The organism is Stenotrophomonas sp. X, from assembly GCF_055721025.1.
Map to the genome: position 1 here is coordinate 3,657,267 of NZ_CM146756.1, position 18,247 is coordinate 3,675,513.

Consider the following 18,247-nt stretch of genomic DNA (forward strand, 5'->3'; position numbering starts at 1 on the left):
CGCAGCCGGTGTTACCCGTAACCCCCGTGCACCGGGTTGTGGCTGCGCACCGCCATTACCAGGCCGAAACCGGCCAGCAGCGACACCGCCGAAGTACCACCGTAGCTGATCAGCGGCATCGGCACGCCCACCACCGGCAGCAGGCCGGAAATCATCCCGCCGTTGACCAGCACGTAGACGAAGAACGCCAGACCGGTGGCACCAGCCAGCAGGCGCGAATAGGAATCGCGCGACTGGCTGGCGATCCACAGGCAACGCCCGATCACCACAAGGTACAGCGCCAGCACGGTGGCCACGCCGATCCAGCCGAACTCCTCGCTCAGCACCGAGAACGCGAAGTCGGTGGTCTGCTCGGGAATGAAGTTCAGGTGCGACTGCGAGCCTTCGCCCCAGCCCTTGCCATCGAAGCCGCCGGAACCGATCGCGATCTTCGACTGGATGATGTTCCAGCCGGCGCCCAGCGCGTCCATCTCCGGGTCCAGGAACATCATGATGCGGTCCTTCTGGTACGGCCGCAGCAACCAGAACCAGGCCACCGGCGCAACCGCTGCCACGCCGCCCACGCCCAGCCCAACCCACCACCACGGCAGGCCCGCCAGCAGCAGCACGAACACGCCGCTGGCGGCGATCAGCACGCCGGTACCGAAGTCCGGCTGCAACATCACCAGGCCGGTGGGTACGCCGATGATGACCAAGGCCACGAGCACGGTATTGAAGCGCGGCGGCAGCGGCATCTTGTGCAGGTACCACGCCACCATCATCGGCAGGCTCACCTTCAGCAGTTCGGCCGGCTGCAGGTAGAAGAACTTCAGGTCCAGCCACTGCCGGCCATATTTACCGGTGCCCAGCACGAACACCGCCAGCAGCGGGATCATCGAGATCGCGTAGATCATCGGCGTGGCCGAGCGGATGCGCAGGATCGGCACCCGCGAGATGCCCCACAGTGCGGCCATGCCCACCGCGAAACGCGCGCCCTGCGCCATCACCAGGCTGTCGCCACCAGCGCTCTTCAGGGTCGCCAGGCCAATCACCATCAGCGCGCCCAGGGCCAGGCACAGCACCCAGTCCAGCGTGCTGAAAAAGCGGCGCAGCATGTCGCCGGCCCAGCGCAGGAACACTCTCATCGTGCGGGCTCCGCAGGGGTCGGGCGGGGCGTGGCGGGCAGCGCGGCGGTCGGCGCCCTCGGCTGCGGCGCAGGCGCCGGCTCCGGTGCGGGTGCACCGATCAGCACCGGATGCTCTCCCACCTGTGCAGCGGCGAGGTCACCGGCCTGACGTGCGCCCGCGTCTTCGTTGTCGAACGCGGTGGCGCCGATGGCGGTGGTGCCGCGCTCGCTGTCCAGCGGCTGCATGCCTTCGGGCATCTTGCCCAACAGGTAAGCGTCGAACACCTTGCGCGCGATCGGCGCCGCGGCCGAACCACCATAGCCACCACCTTCCACTGCCACCGCAATTGCGATGACCGGGTTTTCGACCGGCGCGAAGCCAACGAACAGCGCGCGGTGGCGCAGGTGCATCGGCAGGCTCTTCGGGTTCACGGCGGCGGTACCCTTGCGGCTGATGACCTGTGCGGTACCGGTCTTGCCGGCCATCACGTACGGCGCACCGACCGCGACGCGCCAGCCGCTGCCGCCGGGCCGCATGGTTGCCATCATGCCCTCGCGCACGGCCTGCACGTTGTTGGGATTGGGGCTGACCGGCTTGCTTTCGCCGGCCGGCATTGCCGTCCAGTCGCTGTCGAAGCCGTCGCGCTGCTGGATCACCAGGTGCGGGGTGCGCAGCTGACCGTCGGCCAGGCCGCTGACGCCGCGCGCCAGCTGCAGCGGGGTGACCTTCCAGTCACCCTGGCCGATGCTGATGTTGACCGTATCGCCGGGATACCAGGCTTCCTTGCGGGTCTTCCGTTTGTAGGCCGGCGACGGCAGGATGCCGCCGATCTCGCCGGTGAGGTCGATGCCGGTCGGCTGGCCGAAGCCGTAGTACTCCATGTAATGGTCGAAGCGCTCGATGCCCAGGTCCAGCGCCAGCTTGTAGTAATAGGTGTTGACCGATTCGGCGATGGACTTGCGCAGATCCGTCCAGCCGTGGCCGCCACGGTGGGCGTCACCCCAGCCGCGCGAGGTGCCCGGCAGGTAGAACATGCCGGTGGACAGCACCTTGTCTTCCGGGCGGCGCACGCCGGAGTCCAGTCCCGCCAGGCCGATCAGCGGCTTCAGCGTGGAGCCGGGAGCGACGCCACCGAGCACCAGGCGATTGAACTGTGGCCGAGACGGGTTTTCGTTCAAGGCCTTGAAGTCGGCATGGGAAATGCCGTTGACGAACAGGTTGGGGTCGTAGGACGGCAGGCTGACCATCGCCAGCACTTCGCCAGTGCGCGGATCCATCGCCACCGCTGAACCCTCCTGGTCGCCGAACGCGGCCACCATCGCGCGCTGCAGGTCGGCGTCGATCGACAGCCGCAGGTCGGCGCCGGACTGCGCGGCGACGCGGCCGATGGTGCGGATCGCGCGGCCCTGCACGTTGGTCTCGACCTGCTCGTAGCCGACCTTGCCGCGCAGCTGCTGCTCGTAATAGCGCTCCAGGCCGGACTTGCCGATGTGGGTCAGCGCGGCATTGCCTTCGCCGAGGATCTCCAGATCCTTGTCATCGACGCGACCGACGTAGCCGATGATGTGCGCGAACAGATCGCCATAGGGATAGCGCCGGGTCAGGTAGGGTTCGAGCTCGACGCCGGGGAAACGCCAGCGGTCGACGGCGAAGCGCGCCATCTCCTCGTCGCTCATGCGCAGCTTCAGCGTGACCGGCAGGAACTTGCGGCGCGCCTTGCGCGACCTGTTGAATGCTTCCAGCTCTTCCGGGCTGATGTTGATGATCTTCGCCAGCCCTTCCAGGGTGGCATCCATGTCCTTGACCTTGTCCGGAGTCACGTCCAGGCGGAAGGCCGGCACGTTTTCGGCCAGCAGGCGACCGTTGCGGTCGTAGATCATGCCGCGCCCCGGCACCACCGGCCGCGGCTTGATGCGGTTGGCCTCCGAGCGCGTGGCGTAGACGTCGTGGTCCAGCACCTGCAGCTTGAAGTACCAGCCGCCCAGGCCCAGCAGGCAGACCAGCACGCCCAGGAAACCCAGCGCCGCACGACGGCGGAACTGTTCGGCTTCGGCGTGCGGGTTCTTGACCTGGCGGCGCGGGATCATGGCTCAGCGCCCGCGCTTGCCGAAGCGCACCGCGTCCAGCAGCACGAACACCAGCGGCCACAGGCCCATGCCCAGCAGCGGCGCCCACCAGTACGACCAGGGCAGCGTTGGCTCATCCACCACGATGTGGACCAGCGCGCTGACGATGCGATCGTTGAACAGCAGGCCGCCGATGGCCAGCATCTGCTGCGACATCGGGAAGAAGCGGATGCGGGCACGGAAGCGCTGCAGGATGAAGGCCAGCATCACCAGCCGCAGTGCCTGTTCGCCCAGCACGCCGCCGTACAGCAGGTCGGCCACCACGCCGCTGGCGAAGGCGATGCCCAGGCCGACGCGTTCGGGAGCTTCGATCACCCAGTACGCCAGCACCAGCGCCAGCCAGTATGGGCGCAGCGGCTGCAGCAGCGCCGGCAGCGGCAGCAGGCCCAGCAGCAGCGCCACCACCAGGCTGGCCGGCAGCACCCACGGGTTGTCGCGCAGGCGGCTCATCGCTGGCCCTCCGGCGTGATCGGTTGCCGGCCAGCGGCCGGCACTACCGGGGCGCTGACCGGAGCTGGCGTCGTTGCCGCTGGCGCGGTTCCCACGGGCACGGTGGCGCCGGTGGCCGGGCCACCCGGGGCGGTTTCTTCCAGCTGCAGGCGCAGCTCCGGCGGAATGCGGATCGCCGCGCCCGGGCGCAGCAGCAGCACGTCGCGGCCGCGGTCGAGCTGTGCGGCCGGCTTCAGTTCGCCGACCAGGAACGCATGGGTGTCGTCCGGGCGCAGGCCGGTGATGGTGCCGACCGGGAAGCCGGCCGGGAAACGCCCGCCAAGACCGGAGGTGACGATCTCATCGCCCACTTCCACGCCGGCGCTGAGCGGGATGTCGCGCAGTTCCAGCGTGTCGCCGCGGCCGTAGACGATCAGGCGCACGCCGTTGCGGGCCACGGTGACCGGCACCGCGTGGTCGGGATCGGTCAGCAGCAGCACGGTGGAGGTGCCGCCGGTCACGCTGATCACCTGCCCCATCAGGCCGCCGGCGTCGATTACCGCCTGGCCGACGTGCACGCCCTCGCGACTGCCTGCGTCGAGCACCAGGCGCTGCTTCACCGGGTCCAGGTCGATGTCCAGGATCGGCGCCAGCTGCACGTCCAGGCCACTGCGCTCGGCCACGTTCAGCAGTTCGCGCAGCTGGGCGTTGTCCAGCGCGGCAGTCTGCAGGCGAGTCAGGCGCGCGTTGGCCAGCAGCAGCTGGTTGCGCAGCTCACGGTTTTCGGCGACCAGCTGGGTATGGCTGGCGGCGGAATCCTTGACCTGGTTGCCGAGCTTGCCGGGCAGGCCAGCCAGTGCCCATACCGGCTGTACCAGGCTGTTGGCCTGCTCGCGCAGGCGTGCCAGCCAGCCGGCCTGGTCATCGAGCACGATCAGGGTGATGGCCAACGCGAGATAGGCCAGCAACCGCAGGGGACTGGCGGCATCACCGGATCGGGAGGCGACGGGAGGACCGGCGTAGGGCGGCACGGCAACGATTCAACTGGCAGAAGGCGGAAGGGAAACACGCGGGCGCCCCGCCGGTGCCGGCCCGCCATCACGGCGGGCCGCACCCCGGAAGGGCGCGGCGGGCAGGAACGGCCGGGACGGCTTATTCCGGCGCAAAGAACTCGTTGCCGTGCATGTCCACCAGCTCCAGCGCACGACCGCCGCCGCGGGCCACGCAGGTCAGCGGATCGTCGGCCACCTGCACGTGCAGGCCGGTCTCCTCGGAGATCAGGCGGTCCAGGTCGCGCAGCAGGGCGCCGCCACCGGTCAGCACGATGCCGCGCTCGGCGACGTCGGCGCACAGTTCCGGCGGGGTCTGCTCCAGCGCCAGCTTGACCGCGCTGACGATGCCCGACAGCGGTTCGTGCAGGGCCTCGAGCACCTCGTTGGAGCTGATCTTGATCATCTTCGGCACGCCCTCGGCGAGGTTGCGGCCGGAGATCTCCATCTCGATCACTTCCGCCTGCGGGTAGGCGCAGCCCAGCTCGACCTTGATGCGCTCGGCGGTGGCTTCACCGATCAGCATGCCGTGGTTGCGGCGCACGTAGTTGGTGATGGACTCGTCGAAGCGGTCGCCGCCGATGCGGACCGAGGCCGAATAAACGATGCCGTTGAGCGAGATGACCGCCACTTCGGTGGTGCCGCCGCCGATGTCGATGACCATCGAGCCACGGGCTTCGGTGACCGGCATGCCGGCGCCGATCGCGGCGGCCATCGGTTCTTCGATCAGGAACACGTCACGGGCACCGGCTTCCTCGGCCGATTCCTTGATCGCGCGGCGCTCGACCTGGGTCGAGCCGGCCGGCACGCAGACGAGCACGCGCGGGCTCGGGCGCAGCACGCGCGACTTGTGCACCTTCTTGATGAAGTGCTTGAGCATCGCCTCGGTATAGGTGAAGTCGGCGATGACGCCGTCCTTCATCGGGCGGATGGTGGTGATGTGGCCCGGGGTACGGCCCAGCATCTGCTTGGCTTCGGCGCCGACGGCTGCCACCGAGCGGGTGCCACCGATGGCACGGTCCTGGCGCACGGCCACGACCGACGGCTCGTTCAGCACGATCCCCTGCCCGCGCACGTAGATGAGGGTGTTGGCCGTGCCCAGGTCGATGGACAGGTCGTTGGAGAACATGCCACGGAGTTTCTTGAACATCTGAGGAAGGAGTCCTGAGGGGTGTCGTGCCCGCCGCGGGATGGCGAAAAAATGGGCAGAAATCGAGGCCGACAAGCCTAGCAACCCGCCTGCCGCCGAGCAAGGAAAAAACTAGCTGAACCCGCGTCTTCACAGGCTTTCGGCCTGATCGGGTCTCACCCGGTTCTGGCCCTGAGCGGCACCAGCGGGTAACCTTTGCGCCGTCGGGCGCCCAAGGGCGCCGTTTGCTTGCCCGCTGAACCGGGCCGGCCCACCCCAAAATTCACCGCATAGGCTTACATCGATGTCCGCTCTGATCTGTGGTTCTCTTGCCTTCGACACCATCATGGTGTTTCCGGACCAGTTCAAGAATCACATCCTGCCGGACAAGGTGCACATCCTGAACGTGTCCTTCCTGGTGCCGCGCATGCGCCGCGAGTTCGGCGGCTGCGCAGGCAACATCGCCTACAACCTGCACCTGCTGGGCGGCCAGCCGATCCCGATGGGCACCGTGGGTTCGGACTTCGGCCCGTACCGCGAATACTTCGAAGGCCTGGGCATCGACCTGTCGCGCGTGCGCGTGATCGATGAGCTGTTCACCCCGCAGGCGTTCATCACCACCGACCACGACAACAACCAGATCACCGCCTTCCACCCGGGCGCGATGATGCGTTCCTACGAGAACCACGTGCGTGGGGTGCCGGGCGTGACCCTGGGCCTGGTCGGCCCGGACGGCCGCGAAGGCATGATCCAGAACGCGCAGGAATTCCACGAAGACGGCATCCCGTTCATCTTCGACCCGGGCCAGGCCATGCCGCTGTTCAACGGCCCGGAACTGCGCGCCTTCATCGAGCAGGCCGACTACGTGGTGGTCAACGACTACGAGTCGAACCTGCTGCAGGAGCGCACCGGCTGGGACGAAAAGGAGATCGTCAGCCGGGTCAAGGCCTACATCACCACCCGTGGCCCGAAAGGCGCGGTCATCCACACCCCGGAAAAGAGCTATGACATCCCGCCGGCGCACGAGCGCCGCGTGGTCGACCCGACCGGCTGTGGCGACGCCTTCCGCGCCGGCCTGATCTACGGCATCCAGAAAGGCTACGACTGGCTGACCATCGGCCGCATGGGCAACCTGATGGGCGCGCTGAAGGTCGAGCATCCGGGCACGCAGAACCAGCGCTTCACCTTCGATGAGTTCAACGAGCAGTTCAAGCAGCAGTTCGGTTACGCGCTAAGCGCGTAAACCGAACTGCCCGCGCATTCCACCTTATCCCCGCGCCTTCGGCGCGCCCCCTTGAACAACAAGGGGGCTTTCCACCCGATGCGCCGCTGGGAATGCTGTTGGTAGGTGTCGACCTTGGTCGACACACTGTTTGATTCCTGTAGAGCCGAGCCATGCTCGGCTTGCGCGCGCCAGCGCGATCTGACCGGAGAGCAGCCGAGCGTGGGCTCGGCTCTACATCATCAGGCGCCCTGCCAGGCAGCCAACAAGGCGCGGCAATCGGCGAAATGCCAGTCGGCACGGCCCGGCCACGGGTTTTCCGGCAGGTTGACCAGCACGGTATGGGTGCCTGCGGCACGGCCGCACTCCAGGTCGTAGGCGTGGTCACCGACCATCACCGCCTCGGCAGGCCCGATGCCCCAACGCCGCAGATGCTGCTGCAGGCCCTCCGGTGAGGGCTTGGGCACCGCTTCATCGCGGCCGATGATGTCGGCATCGTCGAACAACGCCCCGATCCCGATCGCGACCAACGTCAGCTTCGCCAGCGCATGATCATTGCGGGTCAGGATGCCGAGCCGGCAGCCTGCCGCCGACAACGCGCGCAGCAGCTTCACCGCACCCGGTGCCGGCAGTGCGTCCTCGGCCAGCGCGCGCTCATGATCCAGCAACCACTCACGCTTGGCCTGCGCCGGCGCATCCGGCAACGCCGCGATATGGTCGAGGATGTCTTCCTCGGCCGTAATCTGCAATGCGCGGCGGATCGCGGCGAAATCATGCACGGCCACAGTCAGCGTGCCATCCATGTCGAACACCCAGTGCCGGATCGCGGACAACGCGTGCACTGCGCTGCCCGCCGCCCCCGTCACTGCCACCACTGCGGCATGCGGCTGGCGTCGACGCCACCCGTTTCGAACACCGCCGTGCGGGTGCTGCCGGCCTTGACCGGGAACTCGATGCTGATCGACCTGCCCTTGCGCGCCAGCTTCCACAGCGCCTTCTGGTCGGTGATGAACAGGGCGATGGCCTCATCGGTCTTCGGGCGCCAGGCCGCCATCGACACCGGCTTGCCATCGTCCACGGTCACCTTCACCGTGCACTGCGGGCAGCGGAAATCGCCAGCCTGCAGCACCAGGTAGGCGTGCCGCTTCCACTCCGGGTGATCGCGGAACACCAGCTGCACCGGCTTGGCACCACTGCCGTCCACGTCCACCCGTTCCTTGCTGTAGATCGACGCCGAGACCTGGCTGCCCTTGCTGCCGACCGGAATCTGGTTGTACTGCCACAGCCCCTGCATGCGGCGCAGGTCGCGCGCGGCATCGCCCTTGGCCTTTACTTCATCGAAACCGGCGGCGATGCGCTCGGCGGCGGCGGTGTCCTTGTACTGGTCCAGCAGCGAGGCACCATGCAGGCGCGCGCGTTCCCAGTCCTGCGCGGCCACAGCCATGTCGTACTGCTTGGCGACGTCCTCGGCCTTGGCCTCCTTCTGCGCCTGCACGGCGGCCGCGGCGGCTTCCTGCGCCTTGCGTTCCTCTTCCGGGTTGCTGCAGGCGGCCAGGGCCAGGGTGCAGACGGTGAGCAGGATCAGTCGTTTCATGGCGGAGGTCCTTTGCGAGTGCATCCCGATTCTATCGGCAGCGAAAAGCGGATACACCAACGGCGGGTTTCCCCGCCGTTGGTGGTGAAGCAGTGACCGGTTGCCGGCCAGCGACCGGCACTACCGCTTACTTGGCTTCAGCCTTGGCCAGCATGTCCTGCACCGAGGCGGTGGTGATCGGGTGGTAGCCCGGCTTGGCCTTTTCGAAGGCCTGCTTGGCCAGCTCCAGCCCCTTCGGGGTCTTCACCAGTTCGGCGTAGATCGGCAGGATCAGCTTGCGACGGCCGACGCGCTCGATGAACGCGGCAGCACCTTCATTGGCCTGCTCGTAGCCGCTGCGGATCGCCAGCGGGTACCAGCGCATGGCGATCTCGCCATTCGGGGTGCCGGTGAAGTGGAAGGCCTTGTCCAGCGTGGCCAGCTTGTCCAGCGGCTGGGTCGCGCCCAGGCCATCGATGAAGCGCACCCATTCCTGCGTGCTCCAGTCGGCGATGACCTGGCTGCTCGGCACGGTGCCGGCGCTGGCGAAGGCGATGCGCGCGGTATCGACGCTGCTGAAGTTGCGCGACTGCGCCTTGGCCGCGAACGCCGGAATGCCCGGCTCGTCCATCCATGCCTTCAGTTCGGCCTCGGTCACTGCCGACGGATTCTTCGGCAGCAGGTTCTTCTTCATGTAGTCGACGAACTGGTCGGTGTTCGCGCTCTGGAAAGCATGGTCATCGAACCAGCCACGCAGGAACGGATCGAAGGTCTCGCGGCCGAAGCGCTGCTCCAGGAATTCCAGGAACCACGCACCCTTGACGTAGGCCACCTGGCTGAGCGCTTCGTCGGGATCACGCTCGTTCAGCGGCGGCAGCGCCAGCGCCTGGTCGGCCGGGCTCATGTCCTTCACTTCGGCCAGCAGGTCGGTCTGGTCGATCTGCTTCTCCATCTCGGCCATTTCCTTGCCGTACAGGGCTTCGGTGATGCGGCCCTGGACGTAGGTGGTGAAGCCTTCATTGAGCCAGATGTCCTTCCAGCTGGCGTTGGTCACCAGGTTGCCCGACCAGCTGTGCGCCAGTTCGTGGGCGACCAGCGAGACCAGCGACTTGTCGCCGACGATCACGGTCGGGGTGGCGAAGGTCAGGCGCGGGTTCTCCATGCCACCGAACGGGAACGACGGCGGCAGCACCAGCATGTCGTAGCGGCCCCAGCGGTATTCGCCGTACAGCTTCTCGGCGGCACCGATCATCTTCTCGGTGTCCTCGAATTCCTTGGCGGCCTTGTTGACCATGGTCGGCTCGGCCCAGACGCCGGAGCGGCCAGAGATCGGCTCGAACACCAGGTCGCCAGCGGCGATGGCCAGCAGATAGGACGGAATCGGCTGCGGCATCTTGAAGGTGTAGTCACCATCACGCGCGGCCTTCGGATCGTTGTCGGCGCTCATCAGCACCATCACGTCCGGGCGCGAGACCACGTGCGCGCTGTAGGTGAAGCGCACGCTCGGGGTGTCCTGCAGCGGCACCCACGAACGGGCGTGGATGGCCTGGGACTGGCTGAACATGAAGGGCAGCTTCTTGCCCTCGGTCATCGACGGTGCCAGCCACTGCAGGCCCGATGCGGTCGGCGCGGTGTGGTAGCTCACTTCCACCTTGGCCGGCTGTTCCGGGGCCTCGATGGTCAGCTTGCTGCCGAACACCTTGTCAGCCGCGGCCAGCTCGAACTTCAGCGGGCTGCGCGCGCCATCGGCGGCGACGGCCTCGACCTTGGACACGGTCAGCTCGCGAGTGTCGAGCACCAGCTGCCTGGCGTCCTTCTGCTTCCATTCCAGGGTGTAGGTGGCGGTGCCGCCGATCTGCTTCTGGTCGAAGTCCAGCTTCAGATCCAGCGCGATGTCCTTGATGACGACCTTGTCCGGCTCGGCGTACGAGCTTTCGTCGTGGCTGCGGTTCTCGGCGTTCACGGGGGCGGCAGGGGCCTTTGCGGCAGTCGGGGCGGCGGCGGGCGCGGCCGCCTCCTGGGAGCAGCCGGCGGCCAGGGCCACGGCCAGCGGAAGGAGCATCAGCGGATTACGCATGAATCGGGACCGTTACGGGGATCAAACCCCAATGGTACCTCCCTCGGGCCCGGCAGGCGTTGCGCGGTGCGGGGTAATGGCCGGCACAGCGCCGGTAGTGCCGGCCGCTGGCCGGCAACCCCGTCGCCCGGTGGTTGCCCGCGCAGGTGCCGGCCAGCGGCCGGCACTACCGGAACACCGGGCTTACAGCTTGTAGCCGGAGTGGATCGAGACGATGCCGCCGGTCAGGTTCTTGTAGTGGCAGCGCTCGAAGCCGGCCTGCCCCATCATCGCCTTCAGTTCGTCCTGCGGCGGATGCTTGCGGATGCTCTCGGCCAGGTACTGGTAGCTGTCCGAATCGTTGGCGAACAACTTGCCCAGCCTGGGCAGGATCTTGAACGAGTGGAAGTCGTAGATCGGCTTGAACCAGTCGGCAGTGACTTCGGAGAACTCCAGCACGCGGGCCTGGCCGCCCACCTTCAGCACGCGGTACATCTCGCGCAGGCCGGCGTCCTTGTCGGTCACGTTGCGCAGGCCGAAGGCAATGGTGACCAGGTCGAAGCTGTTGTCCGGGAACGGCAGGGCTTCGGCGTTGCACTGCACGTAGTCCAGGCCAAGCACCAGGCCGCGGTTGGTCAGGCGGTCCCGGCCGACCGACAGCATGCCGGCGTTGATGTCGCCCAGCACCACCGAGCCCTCGGCGCCGACGCGTTCCTTCAGCAGGGCGGCGATGTCGCCGGTGCCGCCGGCCAGATCGAGCACGCGGTCGCCCGGCTTCACCTGCGCGGTCGCGACGTAGTAGCGCTTCCACGCCCGGTGCACGCCCAGGCTCATCAGGTCGTTCATCAGGTCGTAGTTGCGCGCGACCGAGGTGAACACCTGGCCGACCAGCTTCTGCTTGTCCTTGGCGGCGACGTCGCGGAACCCGAAATGGGTGGTACCGGCTTTGTAGGGGGATTCGCTCATGGCCCCGATTATCGCACCGCCGGGGGCCAGCGGCACCCCCTGCCCGTATGATGGCGGGCCACGACTGACCGGAGCCCCCGCATGATCACCACGCCCGACTACCAGGCCCTGCTGCAGACCGCCATCGCCGAAGCCCGCCAGGGCCTGGCCGAGGGCGGCGTGCCGATCGGCGCGGCGCTGTACCACAACGACGGCCGCCTGCTCGGCTGCGGCCACAACCGCCGCGTGCAGGAAGGCGACCCTTCGGTGCACGGCGAAACCGACGCCTTCCGCAAGGCCGGCCGCCAGCGCCGCTACCAGGACACCATCATGGTCACCACCCTGGCACCGTGCTGGTACTGCTCGGGCCTGGTGCGCCAGTTCAACATCGGCACCGTGGTGGTGGGCGAATCGCGCACGTTCCAGGGCGGCATCGACTGGCTGCGCGAGAACGGCGTCAACGTGATCGACCTCGACAACCAGGAATGCGTTGACCTGCTGGGTGGCTTCATTGCGCAGCATCCGGAGATCTGGAACGAAGACATCGGTGAATGAGCACCGTGCAACGTGTCATTGAACCCGTTTAATGAACGCTTCAGCGCGGGCACATTCTAGTGCCCGCAGCGTTTGCGGCCGATGCCGTGAACCCGTGCACAGTCAGCTGCGCTGCGTGCATACACTGCGGTAACACCCCACCCGGCCGAGGCGCCTAGGGTGGGGTTACCGGGGTCCCTTTCCCCGGCGGAGCCAGCCATGTGCGCGCACGCCGTACGTCCCCCGCCCGACCCGATCCTCGATGCCATCCGCGAGCGCCTGCAGCAGCAGTACGCGCTGCACCAGCGTGGCGCCAGGTTCTGGACCGCCTACCAGGGCCTGCAGCTGGAACTGGTGCGCGATCATCCGCTCGACCAGGAGCGCCTGTGCAATGCAATGGCCGACATGGCCGAGGACCTCGGTGCGGTCGAGCATGCGCAATTGATCGGCAATCGCCACGCCGGCTCCACATCCCGCTGACGCGGCATGCACCGCCATATACGCCACACTCCGATGAACCCCCACTCCCTTTCCACTCAACCGAACTGGATTGTCATGCACGCTGAAGTCCCCACCATTCCTCCGGTCATCAACGTAGACGCCGAGCTTGACCACTGGCGCCGCCAACATGCCGAAGGCGCACTGCCGCACAACTCGTTCGGCTCGTACGTGCCGTGGATCAAGTTCGCCTGTGATTCGCTGATCACCCAGCCGCGCGCCAGCGAGGCCGAACGTGATGAGATGTTCCAGACCCAGTACGCCCTGCAGATCATGCCGCGGCTGAGCGAAGCCCAGGCCCGTGAGTTCGTCGACCGTTGCTGGCAGCACGTCTACCAGAGCAGCCCGGTGCGCAGCCTGCAGGCGCCACGACTGCAGCGCATGCGCGCCTGACCGGCGCTGCACGGCGCCTGCACGGGTCACTGCCGATCATCCTCGTCACCTGAGTGGGAACACGACGACGATGAAAGCGCGCAACCTGTTCAATACGATCGCCAAGAAGGCCGCGACAGCCACCGGCTCACCGTGGACCTTCCTGGCCGCGGTAGGGATCGTGGTGATCTGGGGCATCAGTGGTCCGGTGTTCGGTTTCAACGACACCTGGCAGCTGGTGATCAACACCGGCACCACCATCATCACCTTCCTGATGGTGTTCCTGATCCAGCACACGCAGAACGCGGACACCGCCGCGATGCAGATCAAGCTGGACGAGCTGATCCGGGCGACGGCCGAAGCCAACAACGAACTGCTGGATCTGGAAGAACTGGACGAAGCGCGCCTGGAAGAGATCCGTGCCGAGTACGAGCAGATGGCCCGCGAAGCAGGCGATGCGCTGGCGCGCGTTCGCGCCTGCCATGCGGCGCGGCGCGACGATGAAGCGGTGTAGCGGGCCCCGGAATGACAATGCCGGCCAGCGGCCGGCACTACCAACGATCGTCCAGGTAGAGCCGGCCGCTGGCCGGCTTTCTCTCAGCCGCGCTCGTGCCAGCCACCACCCAGCACCTTGTACAGGGTGATGCGGTTGGCCTGCTGGGCCAACTGCGCCTGCAACTGGGTCTGCTGCGCGTTGTAGGCAGTACGTCGTGCGTCCAGCAGGGTCACGAAGCTGTCCAGGCCGGCGTCGTAGCGTGCCTGCGACAGGCGGTTGGCCTGTTCGGCCGCTTCCACCAGGCGCTGCTGTGAACTCACCTGTTCATCCAGGCTGACATTCAACGCCAGCGCATCGGCGGTTTCGCGGAAGCCCACCTGGATCGACTTCTCGTACTGCGCCAGTGCGATATCACGATCAGCGTTGGCGACGGCCAGGTTGGCGCGCAGCTTGCCACCCTGGAAGATCGGCAGGGTGATCTTCGGCAGGAAACTCCATACGCGAGTGCCGCTGTCGAACAGGCTGGACAACTCGCTGGAGCCACTGCCAATGCTGCCGGTCAGCGAGATGCTCGGGAAGAACGCAGCACGTGCCGCGCCGATGTTGGCATTGGCGGCCAGCAGCTGGTGTTCGGCGGCCATGATGTCCGGGCGCTGCAACAGCACATCGCTGGGCAGACCGGCCGGCGGCGGCGCCAGTGCCAGCAGCTGCGGTTCGATGCCGTCCGGCAGCAGCGCTGGATCCAACTGGCCACCCGCCAGCAGCGCCAGCGCGTTGCGGTCCTGGGCCAGCTGGCCGCGCAGGCGCGCGGCGTCGGTACGCGCGGTTTCCACCAGCGTGCGGGTCTGGGTCAGCTCCAGCGCCGAGCTGCCACCACGCTCGTGGCGGGCCTCGGCCAGGCGCAACGAATCCTCGTAGGTCTTCAGCGTGGCATCGGCGATCTTCAGACGCTGGGCATCGGCACCGTAGGTCAGCCACGCCGTCGCTGTCTCAGCCACCAGGCTCAGCTGCGCGTTGCGACGATTGGCAGCTACGGCAAAGTACTGCTGCAGTGCCGCTTCGCTGAGGTTGCGCACGCGGCCGAACAGGTCCAGCTCGAACTCGGCCACGCCGACACCGGCGGTGAACTGCTCGGTGACGCCAGCGTCGGTGCCCTGGCGCTGCATCTGGCCGGTGACGGCCACGCCGGGCACGCGGTCGGCGCGCTGCACGCGGTACTGGCCGCGCGCGCGTTCAACGTTGAGCACGGCCACGCGCAGGTCGCGGTTGTTCTGCAGCGACTGCTCGATCACCTGCTGCAGGCGCGCATCGGTGAAGAAATCGCGCCAGCCGACGGCGGCGACATCAGCCACCTGGCCCTGTGCAGCCTCGGCCGGCCACTGCGCCGGAATTGCCGGAGCGACCGCGGTGTTCTTCGGCACCAGAGTGGAGCAGCCGGCCAGCGCGAGCGCGGCGGCCAGGGATACAGCAAGAGAAGAGAATTTCATGGCGACACCTTGGGGGTCACGGTGGTAGCGCCGGGCCATGCCCGGCGGCTACGCGGTGAGGCATCCGCCGGGCATGGCCCGGCGCTACCGGATTTCATCACTCGGCGGTCTTGCGCTTGAACACGCGCTGCACCACCACGAAGAACAGCGGTACGAAGAACACGCCGAGCACGGTGCCGACGATCATGCCGCCGAGCACGCCGGTGCCGATCGCCTGCTTGGCGCCGGAGCCGGCACCGGTGGAGATCGCCAGCGGTACCACGCCCATGCCGAAGGCCAGCGAGGTCATCACGATCGGGCGCAGGCGGTCGCGCACCGCATGCATGATCGCCTCGATCAGGCCCGCGCCCTTCTCCAGGTTTTCCTTGGCGAACTCGACGATCAGGATCGCGTTCTTGCTGGTCAGGCCTACCGTGGTCAGCATCGCCACCTGGAAATAGATGTCGCGCTCCAGGCCCTTGAAGGTATTGGCCAGCACTGCGCCGAGGATACCCAGCGGGGCCGCCAGCAGCACCGCCGTCGGCACGCTCCAGCTTTCGTACATCGCGGCCAGGCACAGGAACACGATCATCAGCGACAGCGTGTACAGCAACGGCGTCTGCGAGCCCGCCTGGCGTTCCTGGTAGGACATCGCCGTCCACTCGATGCCGAAGCCCGCGGGCAGCTGCTTGGCCAGTTGCTCGATCTCGGCCATGGCATCGCCGGAGGCAACACCCGGGGCCGGTTCGCCCTGGATCTCCATCGCCGACACACCGTTGTAGCGCTCCAGGCGCGGCGAACCGTAATCCCAGTGCTTGGTGGCGAACGCGCTGAACGGCACCATCTCGCCCTTGTCGTTCTTCACGGACCAGAGGTCGAAGTCCTCCGGGACCATGCGGAACGGCTGGTCGGCCTGCACGAACACGCGCTTGACGCGGCCACGATCGACGAAGTCGTCGATGTACGAGCTGCCCCACGCAGCGGCCAGCGTGCCGTTGATCTGGTCGATCGACAGCCCCAGCGAGGTCGCCTTGGCCGCGTCGATGTCGATGCGGAACTGCGGCGTGTCCTCCTGACCGTTCGGGCGCACGTTGGCCAGCTTCTTGCTGCCGGCGGCCAGGCCGAGCAGCTGGTTGCGTGCGGCCACCAGTGCCTCGTGGCCCTGGCCGCTGTTGTCCTTCAGGAAGAAGGTATAGCCCGAGGCGGTACCCAGTTCCGGAATGGCCGGCGGCGGGAAGGCGAAGATGAAGGCATCCTTGATCTGGCCCAGGGCTGCCATCGCACGACCGGTGATCGGCATCACGCCATTGTTGGCGTCACGCTCGCTCCAGTCCTTCAGCTTGACGAACGCCATGCCGGCGTTCTGGCCCATGCCGGCGAAGCTGAAGCCCTGCACGGAGAACACCGAATCCACCGCATCCTTCTCGTTCTGCAGGAAGTGGTTCTCCAATGCCGCGATCGATTCCAGCGTGCGCTCCTGGGTGGCGCCGACCGGGGCCTGCACCAGCGCCATCAGCACGCCCTGGTCTTCGTTGGGCAGGAACGAGCTGGGCAGGCGCACGAACAGCACGCCCATCAGCACGAACAGTGCCGCCACGATGCCCATGAAGCGCCACGGACGATGGATGATGCCGCGCACACCACGCTGGTAACTTTCGCTGGTGCGGTCGAAGCCGCGGTTGAAACCGTTGAAGAAGCGACCGGCCAGGCCGCGGTGGGCAACATGATGCTCGCCCTTCTTCAACGGCTTGAGCATGGTCGCGCACAGTGCCGGCGTCAGCACGATCGCCACCAGTACCGACAGCGCCATTGCAGAGACAATCGTGGCCGAGAACTGCCGGTAGATCACGCCGGTGGATCCGCTCATGAAGGCCATCGGCACGAACACCGCCGACAGCACCAGGCCGATACCCACCAGCGCACCGGTGATCTGGCCCATCGACTTGCGGGTCGCTTCAAGCGGCGACAGTCCTTCCTCGGACATGATGCGCTCGACGTTCTCCACCACCACGATGGCGTCGTCCACCAGCAGGCCGATCGCCAGCACCATCGCGAACATGGTCAGCATGTTCACCGAGAAGCCCAGCATCGCCAGCACGCCGAAGGTACCCAGCAGCACCACCGGCACGGCGATGGTCGGGATCAGGGTGGCGCGGAAGTTCTGCAGGAACAGGTACATCACCACGAACACCAGCACGATCGCTTCGAGCAGGGTCTGCACCACGCCCTTGATCGACACGCGCACGAAGGGGGTGGTGTCGTACGGGATCTCGGCCTTCAATCCGGCCGGGAAGAAGCTCTTCATGTCGTCCAGCGCAGCATCCACGCCGGCAGCGGTATCCAGCGCATTGGCGCCGGTCGCCAGGGTGACCGCCAGGCCGCTGGCCGGCTGGCCGTTGTAGCGGGTGACGAAGTCGTAGGACTCGGCACCCAGTTCGACGCGGGCGACATCACCCAGGCGCAGCTCGGCACCGTCCTGCGCGCCGCGCACGATGATGTTGCGGAACTGTTCCGGGGTCTGCAGGCGCGACTGCGCGTTGATGGTGGCGTTGAGCTGCTGGCCCTTCACCGACGGCGCACCGCCGAGCTGGCCGATCGCCACCTGGGCATTCTGCGCCTTGATCGCCGCAGTCACTTCCGCGACGGACAGGCCATAGGTATGCAGCTTGTTCGGGTCCAGCCAGATGCGCATGGCGTACTTGCCACCGAATACCTGGATGTTGCCCACGCCCGGCACGCGGCTGAGGCGGTCGACGACATTGGAACCGACGTAGTCGGCGATGTCGTTGGCGTCCATGCTGCCGTTCTCGGATACGAACGCGATGACGTTCAGGAAGCCCGAGCTGGACTTGGCCACATTGATGCCCTGCCGCTGCACTTCCTGCGGCAGCAGCGGCATGGCCAGCTGCAGCTTGTTCTGCACCTGCACCTGGGCGATGTCCGGGTTGGTGCCGCTCTCGAAGGTCAGGGTGATGGTGGCCTGGCCGTTGGACGAGCTGTTGGAGGAGAAGTAGATCAGGCCATCAAGGCCCTTCATGTTCTGCTCGATGATCTGCGTCACCGAGTCTTCGACCACCTTGGCCGATGCACCCGGGTAGGTGGCGCTGATTTCCACCGCCGGCGGCGCGACGTTGGGGTACATCGAGACCGGCAGCTTGAACAGGGCGAGGCCGCCGGCGAGCATGATGATGATGGCGATCACCCACGCGAAGATGGGTCGATCGATGAAAAAGCGTGCCATGGGGT

Annotated in this window: 16 protein-coding genes; 5 read left to right on the plus strand and 11 right to left on the minus strand. The window is 66.9% G+C overall.

The features are described 5' to 3' along the window. Window positions 1–11 precede the first annotated feature (11 nt). The 5 genes from rodA to ACZ75I_RS16800 all read right to left on the minus strand — a co-directional run bounded on the left by rodA (window position 12) and on the right by ACZ75I_RS16800 (window position 5,860). Complete coding sequence (gene rodA / locus ACZ75I_RS16780) at window positions 12–1,124, minus strand: rod shape-determining protein RodA (RefSeq protein WP_097048867.1); 1,113 nt, start codon at window positions 1,122–1,124, stop codon at window positions 12–14. After that, the gene (mrdA, locus tag ACZ75I_RS16785) at window positions 1,121–3,193 is read right to left on the minus strand and encodes a penicillin-binding protein 2 (RefSeq protein ID WP_472958340.1); all 2,073 of its coding nucleotides are present in this window, start codon (window positions 3,191–3,193) and stop codon (window positions 1,121–1,123) included. The genes rodA and mrdA overlap by 4 nt, the downstream gene beginning before the upstream one ends. 3 nt (window positions 3,194–3,196) lie before the next feature. Beyond that, the gene (gene mreD / locus ACZ75I_RS16790; RefSeq protein WP_005419400.1) at window positions 3,197–3,682 is read right to left on the minus strand and encodes a rod shape-determining protein MreD; all 486 of its coding nucleotides are present in this window, start codon (window positions 3,680–3,682) and stop codon (window positions 3,197–3,199) included. Continuing rightward, window positions 3,679–4,692, minus strand: a complete 1,014-nt coding sequence (gene mreC / locus ACZ75I_RS16795; protein ID WP_472958341.1) for a rod shape-determining protein MreC — start codon at window positions 4,690–4,692, stop codon at window positions 3,679–3,681. Before mreC ends, mreD begins: the two co-directional genes overlap by 4 nt. 121 nt (window positions 4,693–4,813) lie before the next feature. Continuing rightward, window positions 4,814–5,860, minus strand: a complete 1,047-nt coding sequence (locus tag ACZ75I_RS16800) for a rod shape-determining protein (RefSeq protein ID WP_005419402.1) — start codon at window positions 5,858–5,860, stop codon at window positions 4,814–4,816. A gap of 283 nt (window positions 5,861–6,143) precedes the next feature. Here ACZ75I_RS16800 and ACZ75I_RS16805 point away from each other — a divergent pair, with 283 nt between their 5' ends. Continuing rightward, on the plus strand, window positions 6,144–7,082 hold the full coding sequence (locus tag ACZ75I_RS16805; protein ID WP_061479692.1) for a carbohydrate kinase family protein: 939 nt from the start codon (window positions 6,144–6,146) through the stop codon (window positions 7,080–7,082). Window positions 7,083–7,303: 221 nt separating this feature from the next. Here ACZ75I_RS16805 and ACZ75I_RS16810 read toward each other — a convergent pair whose 3' ends face one another. The 4 genes from ACZ75I_RS16810 to ubiE form a co-directional block, all read right to left on the minus strand. Next, entirely contained in the window at window positions 7,304–7,936 is a 633-nt protein-coding gene (locus tag ACZ75I_RS16810; protein WP_180867742.1) for an HAD-IA family hydrolase, read from the minus strand. After that, window positions 7,924–8,655 (minus strand): hypothetical protein, encoded by a 732-nt coding sequence (locus ACZ75I_RS16815; RefSeq protein WP_472958343.1) that lies wholly within the window; start codon window positions 8,653–8,655, stop codon window positions 7,924–7,926. Before ACZ75I_RS16815 ends, ACZ75I_RS16810 begins: the two co-directional genes overlap by 13 nt. A 127-nt stretch (window positions 8,656–8,782) precedes the next feature. Beyond that, the gene (locus ACZ75I_RS16820; protein ID WP_472958344.1) at window positions 8,783–10,711 is read right to left on the minus strand and encodes a M1 family metallopeptidase; all 1,929 of its coding nucleotides are present in this window, start codon (window positions 10,709–10,711) and stop codon (window positions 8,783–8,785) included. A 183-nt stretch (window positions 10,712–10,894) separates the two neighbouring features. Beyond that, entirely contained in the window at window positions 10,895–11,656 is a 762-nt protein-coding gene (ubiE, locus tag ACZ75I_RS16825; RefSeq protein ID WP_005419407.1) for a bifunctional demethylmenaquinone methyltransferase/2-methoxy-6-polyprenyl-1,4-benzoquinol methylase UbiE, read from the minus strand. 81 nt (window positions 11,657–11,737) lie between these two features. Here ubiE and ACZ75I_RS16830 point away from each other — a divergent pair, with 81 nt between their 5' ends. The 4 genes from ACZ75I_RS16830 to ACZ75I_RS16845 all read left to right on the plus strand — a co-directional run bounded on the left by ACZ75I_RS16830 (window position 11,738) and on the right by ACZ75I_RS16845 (window position 13,553). After that, window positions 11,738–12,190 carry a nucleoside deaminase gene (locus ACZ75I_RS16830; protein ID WP_049399252.1) on the plus strand — a complete coding sequence of 151 codons (453 nt, stop codon included), beginning with the start codon at window positions 11,738–11,740 and terminating at the stop codon, window positions 12,188–12,190. A gap of 198 nt (window positions 12,191–12,388) precedes the next feature. After that, window positions 12,389–12,649, plus strand: coding sequence for a hypothetical protein (locus tag ACZ75I_RS16835; RefSeq protein WP_053497535.1), 261 nt, complete (start codon window positions 12,389–12,391; stop codon window positions 12,647–12,649). A 75-nt stretch (window positions 12,650–12,724) separates the two neighbouring features. Then, on the plus strand, window positions 12,725–13,060 hold the full coding sequence (locus ACZ75I_RS16840) for a hypothetical protein (protein ID WP_005411085.1): 336 nt from the start codon (window positions 12,725–12,727) through the stop codon (window positions 13,058–13,060). Between the two features lie 70 nt (window positions 13,061–13,130). Continuing rightward, a complete protein-coding gene (locus ACZ75I_RS16845; RefSeq protein ID WP_069139167.1) occupies window positions 13,131–13,553 on the plus strand; it encodes a low affinity iron permease family protein in 423 nt (140 codons plus the stop codon). Between the two features lie 83 nt (window positions 13,554–13,636). On the opposite strand, the gene smeF is transcribed toward ACZ75I_RS16845, so the two are convergent. Both smeF and smeE read right to left on the minus strand, forming a co-directional pair. Next, complete coding sequence (smeF, locus tag ACZ75I_RS16850) at window positions 13,637–15,022, minus strand: multidrug efflux RND transporter outer membrane subunit SmeF (RefSeq protein ID WP_180867748.1); 1,386 nt, start codon at window positions 15,020–15,022, stop codon at window positions 13,637–13,639. Window positions 15,023–15,119: 97 nt separating this feature from the next. After that, window positions 15,120–18,242 (minus strand): multidrug efflux RND transporter permease subunit SmeE, encoded by a 3,123-nt coding sequence (gene smeE, locus ACZ75I_RS16855; RefSeq protein WP_061479697.1) that lies wholly within the window; start codon window positions 18,240–18,242, stop codon window positions 15,120–15,122. Between the last annotated feature and the right edge of the window lie 5 nt (window positions 18,243–18,247).